The organism is Bacillus andreraoultii, from assembly GCF_001244735.1.
Taxonomy (GTDB): domain Bacteria; phylum Bacillota; class Bacilli; order Bacillales; family Caldibacillaceae; genus Caldifermentibacillus; species Caldifermentibacillus andreraoultii.
Genome location: NZ_LN868937.1, coordinates 2,394,268 through 2,409,658, shown reverse-complemented (window position 1 = coordinate 2,409,658; position 15,391 = coordinate 2,394,268). Strand labels below are relative to the sequence as shown.

General features: G+C 32.9%; 19 protein-coding genes. 12 read left to right on the top strand and 7 right to left on the bottom strand.

From position 1 onward, the window contains the following. Positions 1 to 124: 124 nt before the first annotated feature. Positions 125 to 304: a YkvS family protein gene (locus BN2144_RS16755; RefSeq protein ID WP_033829373.1), complete on the bottom strand. Its 180-nt coding sequence runs from the start codon at positions 302 to 304 to the stop codon at positions 125 to 127. 177 nt (positions 305 to 481) lie between these two features. On the opposite strand from BN2144_RS16755, the gene BN2144_RS16750 reads away from it, so the two are divergent. The 6 genes from BN2144_RS16750 (at position 482) to BN2144_RS16725 (ending at position 4,527) form a co-directional block, all read left to right on the top strand. Continuing rightward, positions 482 to 676 (top strand): hypothetical protein, encoded by a 195-nt coding sequence (locus BN2144_RS16750; RefSeq protein ID WP_033829372.1) that lies wholly within the window; start codon positions 482 to 484, stop codon positions 674 to 676. 193 nt (positions 677 to 869) lie between these two features. After that, positions 870 to 1,418 (top strand): cell wall hydrolase, encoded by a 549-nt coding sequence (locus BN2144_RS16745; protein ID WP_042338117.1) that lies wholly within the window; start codon positions 870 to 872, stop codon positions 1,416 to 1,418. Between the two features lie 233 nt (positions 1,419 to 1,651). Beyond that, positions 1,652 to 2,392, top strand: a complete 741-nt coding sequence (locus BN2144_RS16740; protein WP_033829427.1) for a glucose 1-dehydrogenase — start codon at positions 1,652 to 1,654, stop codon at positions 2,390 to 2,392. A gap of 259 nt (positions 2,393 to 2,651) precedes the next feature. Next, a complete protein-coding gene (locus tag BN2144_RS16735; RefSeq protein ID WP_033829371.1) occupies positions 2,652 to 2,918 on the top strand; it encodes a phosphocarrier protein HPr in 267 nt (88 codons plus the stop codon). A 200-nt stretch (positions 2,919 to 3,118) separates the two neighbouring features. After that, entirely contained in the window at positions 3,119 to 3,994 is an 876-nt protein-coding gene (locus tag BN2144_RS16730) for an NAD(P)-dependent oxidoreductase (protein ID WP_033829370.1), read from the top strand. Between the two features lie 74 nt (positions 3,995 to 4,068). Next, positions 4,069 to 4,527 (top strand): chemotaxis protein CheW, encoded by a 459-nt coding sequence (locus tag BN2144_RS16725; RefSeq protein WP_050632349.1) that lies wholly within the window; start codon positions 4,069 to 4,071, stop codon positions 4,525 to 4,527. 72 nt (positions 4,528 to 4,599) lie between these two features. On the opposite strand, the gene BN2144_RS16720 is transcribed toward BN2144_RS16725, so the two are convergent. The 3 genes from BN2144_RS16720 to BN2144_RS16710 all read right to left on the bottom strand — a co-directional run bounded on the left by BN2144_RS16720 (position 4,600) and on the right by BN2144_RS16710 (position 6,575). Next, positions 4,600 to 5,058 carry a YkyB family protein gene (locus BN2144_RS16720; protein WP_033829369.1) on the bottom strand — a complete coding sequence of 153 codons (459 nt, stop codon included), beginning with the start codon at positions 5,056 to 5,058 and terminating at the stop codon, positions 4,600 to 4,602. A gap of 19 nt (positions 5,059 to 5,077) precedes the next feature. Then, on the bottom strand, positions 5,078 to 5,944 hold the full coding sequence (locus BN2144_RS16715; protein WP_033829368.1) for a metallophosphoesterase: 867 nt from the start codon (positions 5,942 to 5,944) through the stop codon (positions 5,078 to 5,080). A gap of 382 nt (positions 5,945 to 6,326) precedes the next feature. Then, complete coding sequence (locus BN2144_RS16710; protein ID WP_033829367.1) at positions 6,327 to 6,575, bottom strand: glutaredoxin domain-containing protein; 249 nt, start codon at positions 6,573 to 6,575, stop codon at positions 6,327 to 6,329. A 91-nt stretch (positions 6,576 to 6,666) separates the two neighbouring features. Between BN2144_RS16710 and BN2144_RS16705 the strand changes: the two genes are divergently transcribed. The 4 genes from BN2144_RS16705 to BN2144_RS16690 all read left to right on the top strand — a co-directional run bounded on the left by BN2144_RS16705 (position 6,667) and on the right by BN2144_RS16690 (position 9,543). Next, positions 6,667 to 6,906: a DUF1797 family protein gene (locus BN2144_RS16705; protein WP_033829366.1), complete on the top strand. Its 240-nt coding sequence runs from the start codon at positions 6,667 to 6,669 to the stop codon at positions 6,904 to 6,906. A 139-nt stretch (positions 6,907 to 7,045) separates the two neighbouring features. Continuing rightward, positions 7,046 to 7,501: a cyclic-di-AMP-binding protein CbpB gene (gene cbpB / locus BN2144_RS16700; protein WP_033829365.1), complete on the top strand. Its 456-nt coding sequence runs from the start codon at positions 7,046 to 7,048 to the stop codon at positions 7,499 to 7,501. 168 nt (positions 7,502 to 7,669) lie between these two features. Beyond that, positions 7,670 to 8,542 carry a LysR family transcriptional regulator gene (locus tag BN2144_RS16695; RefSeq protein WP_033829364.1) on the top strand — a complete coding sequence of 291 codons (873 nt, stop codon included), beginning with the start codon at positions 7,670 to 7,672 and terminating at the stop codon, positions 8,540 to 8,542. A 338-nt stretch (positions 8,543 to 8,880) separates the two neighbouring features. After that, entirely contained in the window at positions 8,881 to 9,543 is a 663-nt protein-coding gene (locus BN2144_RS16690) for a potassium channel family protein (RefSeq protein ID WP_033829363.1), read from the top strand. Between the two features lie 279 nt (positions 9,544 to 9,822). Here the strand turns inward: BN2144_RS16690 and rnjA are convergent, their stop codons facing one another. The 3 genes from rnjA to def all read right to left on the bottom strand — a co-directional run bounded on the left by rnjA (position 9,823) and on the right by def (position 12,972). Beyond that, positions 9,823 to 11,490 carry a ribonuclease J1 gene (gene rnjA / locus BN2144_RS16685; protein WP_033829362.1) on the bottom strand — a complete coding sequence of 556 codons (1,668 nt, stop codon included), beginning with the start codon at positions 11,488 to 11,490 and terminating at the stop codon, positions 9,823 to 9,825. 1 nt (position 11,491) lies between these two features. Beyond that, entirely contained in the window at positions 11,492 to 11,701 is a 210-nt protein-coding gene (locus tag BN2144_RS16680) for a DNA-dependent RNA polymerase subunit epsilon (protein ID WP_033829361.1), read from the bottom strand. 719 nt (positions 11,702 to 12,420) lie between these two features. Next, a complete protein-coding gene (def, locus tag BN2144_RS16675; protein ID WP_033829360.1) occupies positions 12,421 to 12,972 on the bottom strand; it encodes a peptide deformylase in 552 nt (183 codons plus the stop codon). A 246-nt stretch (positions 12,973 to 13,218) separates the two neighbouring features. Here def and BN2144_RS16670 point away from each other — a divergent pair, with 246 nt between their 5' ends. Both BN2144_RS16670 and pdhA read left to right on the top strand, forming a co-directional pair. Then, entirely contained in the window at positions 13,219 to 13,863 is a 645-nt protein-coding gene (locus tag BN2144_RS16670) for a YkyA family protein (RefSeq protein WP_187367027.1), read from the top strand. A gap of 410 nt (positions 13,864 to 14,273) precedes the next feature. Next, positions 14,274 to 15,389 carry a pyruvate dehydrogenase (acetyl-transferring) E1 component subunit alpha gene (gene pdhA / locus BN2144_RS16665; RefSeq protein WP_033829358.1) on the top strand — a complete coding sequence of 372 codons (1,116 nt, stop codon included), beginning with the start codon at positions 14,274 to 14,276 and terminating at the stop codon, positions 15,387 to 15,389. Positions 15,390 to 15,391 lie beyond the last annotated feature (2 nt).

Sequence of the window (15,391 nt, the reverse complement as noted above, 5' to 3'; positions counted from 1 at the left end):
GGAGATAAAACGGAAAGTAACCGTTTACATCTCCGTGAACAAAAATAGCTTACATATTACTACAGGAGTTCATGTGGGGGGATGGGTACTAATAGTAAGAATTAGAGAGATTTTAATATGACAATTAATCTTCAATTATTGTATAATTTTTATGATTAACAACGGTTCTTTCATCTAAATCCATATCTCGAAAATTCTTCATATATGTTAGATTCACAATGACGGAGTTTTCATTCACTTTTTCAACAATTCCTTTCATTCCGTCTTTGAATTCGATTACATTTCCAATTGAAGCTTTACGCATTGTACATCTCTCCTTTTGTATATATAATTAATACTTAGTTTGCACTAGAGAAGAAGAAATGTAAAGAGGAAAATTTCACTAGAAGGAAAAAATATTGATATTACGGTATAAAGGGTATTTAATTTATATAGTAGACTAAAGATCTTCAATATTTATAGAATAAAAGGGGCGTTAACGATGGATGAAAAAACTGCAAATTCACTACTTGATCAATTAGCATCTGGAGAAATTCAAGAGTTATATATTAAAAGAGAGGACTTTATATCCTTTCAACCAACATTAGTAAAAAGAACAGATTTTAAACATTTTCGCGGTATAGCCAAACACGGGGGTGACATTATTTATACTTATATGGATGAACCTAGAAGTTAAAATAACTTAAAACAGTTACGGTAAAGCTTCACACTCATGATTCCTATGACATAATTTGGGATTTTTTCCAGCCCTCTACTAATGATTTAGCTTAATATCCTTGTTAGGCTAAATAGGAGCAAAAAAACTGGAGGTGCTGAAAGTTTTGAAGAATAAAATAATAAAAGGTTTTGTTACAATATTATCATTGTCTATGATGATTTGTTTTGGTTCACTAAAAACAGAGGCTGCATCAGTTTATACAGTGAAAAGTGGCGATTCACTATACAAAATTGGACAAACTAATGGAGTTCCTGTTCACAGCATCCAATCTATAAATCAATTAAAATCAGACATCATTTATCCTGGGCAAAGGTTGAAAATGCCTTCTACGATATCCAATAGTGATAAAGAATTACTTGCTCGCCTCGTTTCCGCTGAGGCTAAAGGCGAGCCGTATGCAGGGAAAGTGGCAGTCGCAACAGTTGTGTTGAACCGTGTTGATAGTTCTAGCTTTCCAAACAGTGTACGAGAGGTAATTTACCAAGTAGATCAAGGTCATTATGCTTTTACACCTGTTCAAAATGGAGCGATAAATAAACCGGCAGATGCTGCATCAAAAAAAGCCGTTCAAGAAGCATTAGCTTTCCGTGGACAAGGTCCAGGTTCATTATATTTTTATAATCCAAAAACAAGCACGAGCAAATGGATTTTATCAAAACAAGTAACTGTGAAAATTGGAAACCATGTTTTTGCAAAATAATCTTAGTAAAAAAGGGCTTGTGGAATCACAGGCCCTTTGAACTATATTATTTTCAATTTTTTATTTATAATAAGAATAACCAATGATTTATACATATAATGATATTGGTAAAAAGTAATTATTTCATCTAATATCGGAAAAGATACACCCACTTCAAACAAAGGTAAAGGTGGTAAGTGTGGGAATCTGAGCTGATAGGTAAGATGAAAAATGCGGTGGAAAGGAATTTAGTCATGTTTGAAAATAAAACGATTATTGTAACTGGTGGCGCAAATGGGATTGGAAAAAGTATTGTACATGCTTTTGCTAAAGCATCTGCAAATGTAATTATAGCAGATAGCGATGTAAATAATGGAAAAGCGATGGAAGAAGAACTATTGGCTTCAGGGAAAAATATTTGTTTTGTTGAAACTGACGTAAAAAAAGAAGAAGATATTAGGAGACTTGTTGAATTTTCAATACAAAAATATGGTCGTGTCGATATATTAATTAACAATGCAGGGATATCTAAGTTTATTCCATTTTTCGATATGTCCGTTGCTGACTGGGATTATATTATAAATACGAATTTGAGAAGTGTTTTTCTTTGTGCGAAAGAGGCTGCTCGTTACATGAAAACTGAAGGTGGAGCAATCATCAATATTGCTTCGACAAGAGCTTTTATGTCTGAACCGAATACAGAAGGATATGCAGCATCCAAAGGCGGGATGATTGCATTAACTCATTCGCTTGCGGCAACACTTAGCCCTTATCATATTCGTGTCAATTCTATTAGCCCTGGTTGGATTCATACTAGTAATGTTAATGAACTAACAGAGGAAGATAAAAAACAGCATTGGTCTAATCGGGTAGGTGTACCGGAAGACATTGCCCGTGTCTGTCTTTTTTTAGCTAATCCAAATAATGATTTTATTAATGGTGAGAATATTACCGTTGATGGTGGTATGACTAAGAAAATGATATATGTCGAATAAATAACTTTTTCCCTTGGGCATACTAGCTTAAAATAACTTAGAAATTTATAAATTCGTTAGAAAAAGTGAAGAATATCTCAAAAGTTTGTGCTATAATAAACTAGAATATTCTTCTTCATTTCCTCTACATACTTAGAAAATTGCAACATGCACATACTTTGTAAAATGATATTACACGTCTTTTTTGTGTAACATCTATGAATACAAAGAAGAAAAAGTGACATAAATAATTAAAATTAAATATAAAGGAGTGGCTTATATGCTTGAGAAAAACTTTACAGTTATTGCTGAAACAGGAATTCACGCACGCCCTGCTACATTATTAGTTCAAACAGCAGGTAAATTTGAATCAGAAATTTCCCTACGATACAATGATCGTACTGTTAATCTAAAATCAATTATGGGTGTTATGTCTTTAGGAATTGGTAAGGATTCTGAAATTACGATTATTGTTGACGGTAATGATGAGGAAATGGCAATGAAAGAATTAACAGAAGTATTTTCAAAAGAAGGACTTGCTAAATAAAGCCTATTTATAAAAAAACGGACTGCAAATGAGCAGTCCATTTTTTTATGGCAACTAAGAATTAGACCACTAAGTGAAACTCTAGGCTTTCGTTCCATCTAAAGGATTGATCTCTTAAGTTTTCTTTCTCGAATCTACTATATTCTATGGTAAAATAAATACAAGTTTTATTTCTAAATGATTAAAGGGAGTGGAGTCAGTTGGTAAATGAAAGTCAGCCAAGTGTTGGATTTATTGGATTGGGTGTAATGGGGGAAAGTATGGCAAGTCATTTACTTCAAAAAGGATACCCAATGTACGTTTATACGAGAACGAAAGAAAAAGCAGCAAATTTAATGAATAATGGAGCGATTTGGTGCGGTAGTCCTAAGGAGATTGCTGAACATGCGAATTTTGTATTTACAATAATTGGCACACCAAAAGATGTTGAAGAAGTATATTTAGATGAAAATGGATTGATTACAAATGGAAGAGAAGGATCATATTTCATTGATATGACAACATCTTCTCCTTCTTTAGCACGAAAGTTATTTGAAGAAGGTAAGAAGAAAGGGATTCATATTCTTGATGCTCCTGTTTCCGGTGGAGATATTGGTGCGAAAGAGGCTCGTCTTGCAATCATGGTGGGTGGGGAGAAAGAAGATTATAACTCGGTCTTACCACTACTTGAGCATATGGGAAAAAATATTGCATATTTTGGTAAAGCTGGCTCAGGACAACATACTAAAATGGCAAACCAAATTGCAATTGCTCCTACAATGATAGGTGTGTGTGAGTCATTAGTCTATGCTAAAAAAGCAGGGTTAGATGTTCAAAATGTTGTCGACTTAATATCAACTGGTGCAGCCGCAAGTTTCTCTCTATCAGCCTATGCTCCACGAATTTTAAAGGAAGATTATACTCCGGGATTCTTTATTAAACATTTTATTAAAGATATGACGATTGCCCTCAATGAAGCTGAGAAAATGGGAATTCACTTACCAGGACTTTCTCTTGCTAAAGATATGTATGAAAAACTAGCTCGGTTGGGGGAAGAAAATAGTGGTACACAAGCTCTATATAAATATTATCAATAACATCTTTTAATTCATCACTCTTGACATAAGCTTAGCTAAGAGAAAAGATCGACGTTGGAGAAAGGAACATTATAATGGATAGCAATCAAAAACTAGTCCACTCAGAAGAAGTGAAAGATGAAATCATGCTTGTTGAATTTAAATTAGGGAAGGAGTTCTTCGGTATACCAGTAACAAATGTAAATGAGATTCTTATGCCGAGTCCAGTAATATCAATACCACGGTCTCATGCTTATATGGAAGGCATTACCGATATTAGAGGAGAAGTTTTACCGGTTATTCATTTAGCCACATTTTTATCTATTACTGAAGAAATACAACAAGAACAAGATCGATTTATCGTTACAGAGTTTAATGACAAGCGAGTTATTTTTCATGTTTCAGGAGTTGAGCAAATTATTTCAGTTAAACAAATTGAGCAGCCAACTGAATTAAACAACCGCATTCAATATGTAACAGGAATTGTTAGAAATAAAGATCGAATGATTTTGATGTTAGATTTTGAGGGGATTTTAAATGAAATGAATAGATAATTATTTAGAATAAGGTAATGGATAGGAGCTGTACTACAAGGGACAGCTCCTTTGCCATTCATTAAAACCATTTTATTCTCCTAGTCTTTTAAAGACAGGTCGTTGATAAATTGGACGTTTTCTTTTTTGAGTAACTTCATTTTTTTTCCTTTCGATACCAGTATAAAGTTGCAAAATTCTTTTTGCCTCTTTTAGCGGTAAAATTGTTTTAGGGTTTCGGAAATGATTATCTAATTTTCCTAAGTTCGTTAATGTATGGATATCTTCTTTTGTTGGGGGAATATGGAAATAATAATTTCCACATGAAATGAGAACATCTAGTTGCTGTTGACTAAATTTTGGATTTCTAGAAAAATGGAGACCGATTTTTTTTGCCTTCCCTTCAGCTAACATTTTTTTTATTGTCGCATGTTTTAATTGATATAGAAATCTAGAATCAGTTGCTGTTTTTGCATGGCGATTTACAATAAAAAGTGCTTTGGCTAATAATTCAATTGAATATTTCGTGGTCTGCTCACTAGAAGGCTGCATCATTTACACTCCTTTAATTTCATGTTTTCAATGTAAAGATTGTAATTTCTGGACGAGATAATAATCTGAAAGGAAGTCTTGTCGTACCAATACCTCGATTAACATACAAAGTAAAATCATTTGTAATTCTGTATAATCCCTCAACATATTTTTGACCATAAGGTGGTGTAATGAGAGGACCGATAAAAGGTAATTGAACTTGTCCACCGTGAGTATGTCCACTCAGTTGATAGTCAACTGGAAAATTTCTCGCCTCATCAGCCATGTCAGGTGCATGTGAAATGAATAATGTAAAAGTCCGGTGCTGTATTTTTTTAAATGTTTCTTCAAAATTGGGTTTACCTAACATTGCATCATCAAGTCCAGCAAGGTATATCTCACCATCTTGCCCAATACTTATCTTCTCTGCATCATTTTTTAAAAGTATGAACTCCGCTGAGTCCATTATATGTTTGTACTTATCTGTTCCCCAACCACCGTGGTCATGATTACCATAAACAGCAAATTTACCATAAGGGGCTTTTAGATAACTTAACAAAAGGATTATTTCCTCATATTCATAAAATGTGAGAAGATTATCAATTAAATCTCCTGTAAAGATAATTAAATCTGGTTGTTCTTTTGAAATAGTTTGTATAACCTTTTCAAAATGGGTTATATCTAGATGAAAACCAATATGTGTATCGCTAAATTGGACAATCTTGAAATCATTGAAAATGGGAGGTATAAGTGGATGATTAATATCATGACGAGTAATTTCGATCCAATTTGGTTCAATATATTTCATATAACTATAACCAGTAGTACTTACGAGAGCTGTACCTGAAGTTATTCGACTTAACCTCTTTAAGAAAGTTCTTCGGTTCATCTTTTCATTGTCTTTCATAATCATAATCCTATCTGAAATATTCATCCTAGCTTTATATTATCAAAACAAGGAAAAGTTTGCATTAAAAATATACATCTATTTGTATTCATTTTAAAATATTAGTCCGTATAAATAGTAACATTTATTGATCTTAATCGGGACGGTGGAGCTTTAAATTAAGAAAAATTTGGTATTACTAAATATTTTTTTACTTTACGATTGCTTTTGACAGAATTTATAATGGTTAAGGATGAATTGTAAATAATACGTTATCACCTTTAAACAAAACTATTTTTACTATTCATTTAAACCGTTGAATAGATTTACGTAAAAGGTGGTAACGTATGAATATAACAATATTTATTCATTGCATTGAGCTCTTTTTTAATTCATAATATATCTATTCTTCATTGTGAATATTTGACAATTCGTTTTCAATCGCAGTAATGTTAAATCCAGTTATAACTTTTTCTCCAATAATTACAGTTGGAGTTGAGTAGGATTTATATTTTTTGATTAATTCATTCTTTGCGATTTGACTTTGTTTCACATCTTTTTCAGTATAAGCAATTCCCTTTTCTTGAAAATATTTTTTTGTAATTTCACAAGGTGGACAGTCCGGTTGGGTATAGATAACAATTGGTTCCATGATAATTCTCCTTTCGTTTTAAGCTGGATTGGCAATGTGTCAACAAAGGTACAATTTATTATACTTTAGATAAGGTTCAGGAGGAAATAATATGTCTTTATTAGAAGGAATTTTATCCCGTTTAAAAACGATGCAAGATGCAGCAGAAGATTCAGAACGATATTTCGAACAAAATGGTGTTCGTAAATGTAAAGTGAATTTTTATACGAAAACAAATTCTTTTGAGTTAAAAATATATAACGAAGATGGGAAAGCAGACGCATTCCAATTCGATAATATTGATATGGCCGCTATTGAAATTTTTGATTTGTTACAAAGTGAGGATTCGTGAAGTTTTAAGTAATAATTACTGTTTAACTGTTACATATTGTCGAAAATGATTCTAGAAAGTCTCCTTATCGTAACAGCAATAATTATAAATGTATGCTAAAATAAACATGTTAGAAAATCATTTCAAGGAGTTTTTGCGCATGATTGATCTTCAAACTGGAGACTTTTTAGGTAAGGATATTGGAAGTTTTATCATACCGTCAGAACGAGTTGCCCATGTACAAATTGGTAATAATCTTGAGCACGCATTATTAGTACTAACTAGAACTGGTTATACAGCAATTCCAGTACTAGACCCAACTTATAAATTCCATGGACTTATTTCAAGTCCGTTAATTTTGGATGCGATTATGGGTTTAGAAAGAATTGAATTTGAAAAATTAGAGCATTTAGTAGTAGAAGATGTAATGAATAGTAATGCACCGACATTGACAATGGCTGATCCTTTGGAGAAAGGATTAAAGCTTTTAATTAATCACCCGTTTATTTGTACTGTAGATGAAGAAGGTTATTTTGAGGGAATTTTGACTAGGAGAGTTGTCTTAAAACAAATGAATGCCCTAGTTCATCAATTGAAATTGAAAGAAATGGACTAGCTCCCTAAATGGGGGCTTTTTTAGCTAATAGGAAAGTATAAATCGTCAATTTCTACTTTCCTATATGCATGTTTAATACTTGTTTAATTTTCATTTTCAATTTACCTCATTGATGATAGAATAAGGTATAAAAATAGTTAAAAAATATAATTGTATAGGTGCAAATAAATGAATTTGTCTGAATTAGAACTTTTATCTGTTTTGGCTAGTGAAATGAATATGCGAAAGGCAGCTGAACGCTTGTTTGTTACGCAACCAGCGCTATCACAACGTCTACAATCAATTGAAAAAGATTGGGGTACAGCATTATTTATTCGCTCTCATAAAGGGCTAACTTTAACACCTGCAGGGGAGAAGGTTATTGATTTTGCGAATGAAGTATTAGAAAAAGAGGAACTAGTACGGGAAGAAATACAAGCATTGCAGTCTGAAGTTCATGGAACATTAAAGATTGCTTGTGCTTCGATCGTAGGTCAACATTGGTTGCCACAAGTTTTAAAACGGTTTGTCCAGAAATATCCGCATGCAAAAATTTCATTAATTACTGGGTGGAGTAGTGAAATATTACGAGCTGTTTATGACGATCAAGTACATATCGGAATTATTCGTGGAGCTCCTGATTGGAAAGGTGTAAAGAAACATTTATTTAAAGATTACTTGTACTTAGTTGATAAGGAAATTGAAAAGATTGATGATGTCTTAAAAACGAACCGTCCATTCATTCAATTTAAGAGCGATTCTAATTATTTTCAGGAAATTCAAGACTGGTGGCATCGACGCTTCCAAACAAACGCAAAGCGAGTAATTATTGTCGATCAAATAGAAACTTGTAAGCAAATGGCGCTTAACGGAATTGGCTATGCAATTTTACCGGAAATTACTTTACATGGGATTAATGGAAAATTAAATAAAATCCCCCTCGTTAACGAACAAAATAAACCAATTGGTCGTGATACATGGCTTTTAGGTTATAGTACTGCATTTCAATTAAAACAAGTGAATGCTTTTGTAGATGTAATTAAAGAATTTCTGGATGCATAATGGGGCGGTTTTTTGGCTATAGGAAAGTATAAATTTTCCAGTTTCTACTTTCCTATACACATAAGCGCATAAGGAAGGTAAGTAGCATGCTATCAAAGCCGAAAAACTCTTTTTCTTATCAAGCGAACGCTAGGCTCTTGTTTCGCCTGGAGGCATTAGCTCCTTGAATTTTTTACAGGAACCTTGCTTTTAAGAGGATAAAATAGATAGGATATTGTTCATTTGTTAAATGGAGAAATTTTTAAACTGGTAAATGAGTTCAAATTCATGTACTGAAAAAGGTTGATTGCACAATAAAAAAATGGTAAACATTACGAAAGCGTTCTGGAGGAGTTATTGTGAAAAAGGATTTTGTCGTTATTGGCTTAGGCCGATTTGGTGGAAGTATTTGTCAGGAGTTGACAAAACTTGGTATGAATGTATTAGCAATGGATAAAAATGAAGATTTAGTTGACGACTTTTCCAATATTGTAACCCACGCAGTTGTAGGTGATTCAACGGATGAGACGGTTTTAAAGAGTTTAGGTATTCGGAACTTCGACCACGTTATTGTTGCGATTGGAAATGATATACAAGCAAGCATATTAACAACTCTTATGTTAAAAGAGCTTGGCGTAAAAAAGGTAACAACAAAAGCGTTAAATGATTACCATGAAAAAGTGTTACGAAAAATTGGGGCTGACCAAGTTGTTCATCCAGAGCGTGATATGGGGAAAAGATTAGCCCATAATCTTGTTTCTTCAAATGTACTAGATTATCTAGAACTTTCAGATGAGCATAGTATAGTTGAAATCTCAGCAAATGAAGTTATTTCTGGTCATGCCATTGGTCAATTAGATATTCGTGCGAGATATGGGATTAATATTGTTGCTATCAAACGACATAGTAATATTATTATTTCACCTCAGGCAGACGAAGTTATTCAAGAAGGTGATGTACTCATTGTTATTGGATCAGATACAGATATTAATCGATTTGAAGTTAAAATGTTACAAAGTTAATCTAACTTTAAGATAAATGAATATCATTTTTTTAAAGAAGATGGGGCTTTTGCTCCATTTTTTTAAGCTTTAGAATATAAATTTTCATTTTCTGCTTTCCTCTACACAAATGCGCCATGAAAGACTTCGGCAAGCAATACTTCGCAGCTGAAAAAAGTTTTCTCGATAAACTTTTGAGCTCTCATATGATGTCTTTATATCAAACGAAAAAGGGTCTGCCGCAAGTTTTGTTAACCTACATGACAGACCCTTTATAATCAAGACTTATCTTGAATAATATTATACTTCCATAATAATGGGTAAAATCATTGGCTTTCTCTTTGTTTTTTCATAAAGGAATGGCCCTAATATATCAGTGATTTCATTTTTAATTTCTGACCATTGACTTGTTTTTCTTTCCATTACACGTTCAAGATGTTTGGAAATCATATTTTGTGCTTCATTAATTAAATCACCAGATTCTCGCATATACACAAATCCACGAGAAATGATATCTGGACCAGCAGCAATTTTAAAGTTCTTCATGTCAATGCTCACGACAACAATAACAAGTCCTTCTTCTGATAAAATTCTTCTGTCTCTTAGAACGATATTACCGATATCGCCAATTCCACTACCATCGATATAAATAGATCCAGACGGAATTTTTCCAGTTACTTGAGCAGTATCATGTGTTAATGCTAAGACATCCCCATTATCCATGACAAAGCAATTTTCTTCTGGAATTCCACAATCCATTGCAGTTTTCGTATGTGTAATTTGCATACGATACTCACCGTGAATAGGAACGAAAAATTTAGGTCGAATTAATCTTAACATTAATTTTTGTTCTTCTTGACCACCATGCCCTGATGTGTGAATATCATTCAAAGAACCATGAATTACTTCTGCACCAGCGCGATAAAGTAAATTGATTGTACGATTGATGCTCGTTGTATTACCAGGAATTGGGGAGGAAGAAAATACGACCGTATCCCCGGGTATTATTTGAATTTGTCGATGCGAACCATTTGCAATTCGAGAAAGAGCAGCCATCGGTTCACCTTGTGTACCTGTACATAAAATAACGATTTGATTAGCAGGTAGACGATTTAATTGAGAATTGTCAATAATTGTATCCTTTGGGCAACGGATATAACCAAGCTCTTGGCCGATTTCCATTGCTGCTTCCATGCTTCGTCCAAAAACAGCGATTTTTCTACCGCTATTTACAGCTGCTTCAGTCACTTGCTGTAAACGGTGAATATTTGAAGCAAATGTTGCAAATATAATTCGACCGTCGACTTTTCGGAAAATATCATTTATATTTTCTCCGACTCTTCTTTCAGACATTGTAAATTCTGGGATTTCGCTATTCGTACTATCGGAAAGTAAGCAGAGAACACCTTCCTTACCAATTTCCGCCATTTTCGTTAAATTAGCAGGTTCTCCAACAGGAGTAAAGTCAAACTTAAAATCCCCAGTATGTACAATGTTACCTGGTGGTGTTTTAACAACAATTCCGAATGAATCTGGAATACTGTGTGTTGTCCGGAAGAATGAAACAGATGTTTTTCGAAATTTAATTACATCGTCCTCTTTTATTTCGATTAGTTTTGTCGTACGTAATAAACCATGTTCTTCTAATTTATTACGAATCAAAGCTATTGCTAACTTTCCACCGTAAATAGGAATATTCAGTTGCTTTAAAAGGTAGGGAACCCCACCGATATGGTCCTCATGTCCATGAGTAATGAAAAGACCTTTTACTTTTTCTTGATTTTTAATTAAATAAGAGTAGTCGGGAATAACATAATCAATTCCTAGTAACTCATCTTCAGGAAACTTAATACCAGCATCGATAATAATTATTTCATCTTGATATTGAACGGCATACGTATTTTTGCCGATTTCCCCTAAACCCCCAAGGGCAAATACAGCGGCTTGATCATTTTTTACAAATTTCATATTATATCTCCGTTAATTTAAAATTTTCACTTTGTTTTTCATATTCAAGATAGTTTCCAGCCAACTCTTGAATATGTTCGATGCGATAGGGGGTTTTGTCAAACTTTCGAAACACCTCAATTTTGGATTCCGCCTCCACATAAAGTGCTTTCGTACGTTCCCTGACAGGTACTTCATTTTTATTTTCTTGTACGTAAACTTTAAAAATCATCTTCTTAAATCTCTCCTTAACGTAAAAATAACTTTACTTATTATATACAAAACACTATCTAATTGCACGAAATCATATAAAAATTTAATTTTATTTTTAATGAAGAAAAGAGTATGAACAATTAGAGTCATGTCTATACTAATCGTTTCCTACTATTTTAATGGTAAAAATAGAACATGTGTATAAAACTTGTCCAGTAGCTCGTTAAAATTCAGTTTTCAATTTAACTTATTCCGCACCGTTTTTTAATAACCTCATTTGTAATCCGTACATACCGACCTAAGTTTTAATTAAAGCTTACCATAAAATTACTAATTTGAAAAAACATTTTGATTGAAAAAAGGGGCAAGTCTATATTAAGACAAGCCCTAATTACGCAATCATTTTTTTTCGGAGTAATTCTTTCCAATGATTAGCAATTTTTTTCTTTAACCTTTTTAACATTGCTATACACCCCTTTGTAACTAATTAGTAAGGCATGTTTTGTAACAATATGACGAAATACGGCTCTTTTTATCTATTTATAGTATATGATTAAATTTGATTATATTTCATGGTGCAATATGGAATTATTATGACTCATTTAGCCGTAAACGTATTGCAAGGTGTTTAGTAGCAACTAAAAAGGGTAAACTATAAATTATTTTATAATGATAGTGAAATCAATCCACTTTTTTAAGTGATTTAGTCGTTACTTAGGAAGAATAGGATGCATTTAATTATTCAATGGCAATTGCATTTTCAATTGGCGCGAATGGATTTTCGTTGTTTATTTTGTCATAGAACATAATTCCATTTAAATGGTCAATTTCATGTTGGAATGCGATTGCTGGGAGTCCTTTAAGTCGAATCTTTACTTCTTTACCATTAATATCATATCCTTTAACAGTCACTCTTGCATACCGAGGAACAAACCCGGGATGCGGCTCGTCAACAGATAAGCATCCTTCACCGCTTTGTAAGTATGATAATTCAACGGAATGACTGACAATCTTAGGATTAAAGAGAGCATAGCTATATAATTTTCCTTTATCATCTTCAACATGTACAGCAATCATTCTTTTTGAAACATTTATTTGTGGTGCAGCAAGGCCGATTCCGGGTCTTAGACCGTATTTTTTAACCATTTCGTCATCTTGACTGTTTATCACATATTCCAATAAGGAAGTTAATATTTTTTTATCTTCTTCGGATGGTGGCATTGTAACTTCTTCTGCTACTTTGCGTAATGTCGGGTGACCATCACGAATAATATCTTTCATTGTTATCATAAACTCACTCCTAACATGATGGTTGTTTTGTTAGACTATTTTCTATCAAATAGTCTAACAAAGTTTCACTAAAAAGTTAACTTTATTAAGTAGAGCTATTCTCTTTTTTTATTCCTATACGTGTGTCATATGATTTTTCTGCTTTGAATATAGTATAGAAAATCGGTCTATTTGATAGGTACAATTGATGAGCGGAAAATCATTATAAGTTGATATATAATATGTATACAGATTGGAGGTTTCATCGTGTTAAATAGAAAAAGTATCATTATTGTTTATTTATTTCTAGTTTTGTTGCTCTTATCTAGTTGTTTTGAACGAACAGAAAAAAAAATCTATCAAACTTTAGAAGACGTTGTTAAGTTAGAAGAAGGTTTTAAAAAAGAGCAAGAACCATTAATTAAATTGGAGGAAGAAGAAAAAGCAATCTACGATAAAATAATTGATACCGGATTTAAAGAAAGAGAAAAAATAAATAAGCTGGCTGATAAAGCAATTGATCTCTCTAATCAAAGGTTAGAACATCTTGATTTAGAACGGGAAAGTATTATTAAAGCAGAGAAAAAGTTTATAACGATTAAAAAATTGATTAACCGAATTGATGATAAAGATATGAAAGTTGAGGCTGAAAATCTATATGATCTAATGGCTAATCGCTATAAAGTACATGAACAATTATACAAGAAATATAGTGATGGAATCAAGAGTGACCAAAAGTTGTACCATGCCTTTAAAGATGATGAAACGACATTAAGTGAATTGGAAAAAAGTATAAGTGAGATTAACAATAACTATGAACAAGTTTATCAATTGAATGAAGAATTCAATAAATTAACAAATAATTATAATGAAGCGAAATTAAAGTTTTATAAAAATGTAGGAATAAGTTAAATACAATAAAAAAGGCAACTCAGGAGTAAAATCAGAGTTGTCTTTTCTATGTACATATACTAGGTGAAAGATGAAAACACTATAAGTAAGTTGTTTATCTAAAATTGTATTAATACAGACCGATAATGTTAACTGATACAGATTAATACAGAATGTTCAAAAGAGTTTATTACTTCAATAAAATAGTTATAGTATAAAGTGATTGACGAACTGGTTTTAATTGGTGTACACTAAATGCAGTTGGCTAATTGTATTAGTCTAAAAACAACAAATCATTGATACAGATTATCTGTCTAACAGTTAAAAGTAATCCTCACATGATTGGTGTAAAGTTTGTTTCATAATTTTTTATTTGGGCAAACATAAGGATAAACTTTCTAAAAATGAATAAGAAAGGAAGGAAGAAAATAATGGCATCAAAAACGAAAAATGCAAATTCGGTTTTTGCGACACAAATGGATGTGGTGGATAAAGAATTTCAAACGCTCCAAATATTAAATGAAGAGGGAGAGGTTGTAAACGAAAGTGCAGTTCCTAATTTAACTGATGAACAATTACAGGAACTAATGCGCCGAATGGTTTACACTCGGATTCTTGATCAACGAAGTATTTCATTAAACCGTCAAGGACGTTTAGGCTTCTATGCTCCGACAGCAGGACAAGAAGCTTCACAAATTGCCTCACATTTTGCTTTAGAAAAAGAAGATTTTATTTTGCCAGGGTACCGTGATGTGCCACAAATTATATGGCATGGACTACCTTTGCACCAAGCATTCCTCTGGTCACGAGGGCATTTCCAAGGAATACAAATTCCAGAAGACTTGCATATTCTTCCGCCACAAATTATTATCGGTGCACAATATGTACAAACTGCTGGGGTAGCACTCGGTATGAAGAAAAATGGCAAAAAATCTGTAGCAATTACATATACCGGTGATGGTGGTACTTCACAAGGTGATTTCTATGAAGGAATTAACTTTGCAGGAGCATATCAAGTACCAGCAATCTTCATCGTTCAGAACAACCAATTTGCAATTTCTACACCAGTAGCAAAACAAACAGCTGCACGTACCCTTGCACAAAAAGCAGTTGCCGCTGGTATTCCTGGTATTCAAGTTGACGGTATGGATCCGTTAGCTGTTTATGCTGCGGTTAAAGAAGCGAGAGACCGTGCAATTAATGGTGAAGGACCTACATTAATTGAAACCTTAACATTCCGTTACGGTCCACACACAATGAGTGGTGACGATCCAACTCGCTATCGTACAAAAGAACTTGAAAGTGAATGGGAGAAAAAAGATCCGTTAGTTCGTTTCCGTAAATATCTAGAAAATAAAGGTATTTGGAATGAAGAAATGGAAGAAAAAGTAATAGAACAAGCAAAAGAAGATATTAAAGAAGCAATTAAAAAGGCTGATACAGCTCCAAAACAAAAAGTAACGGACCTTATTTCTATTATGAATGAAGAATTGCCTGCTAACTTAAAAGAACAGTACGAAATCTACAAAGAAAAGGAGTCGAAGTAGAA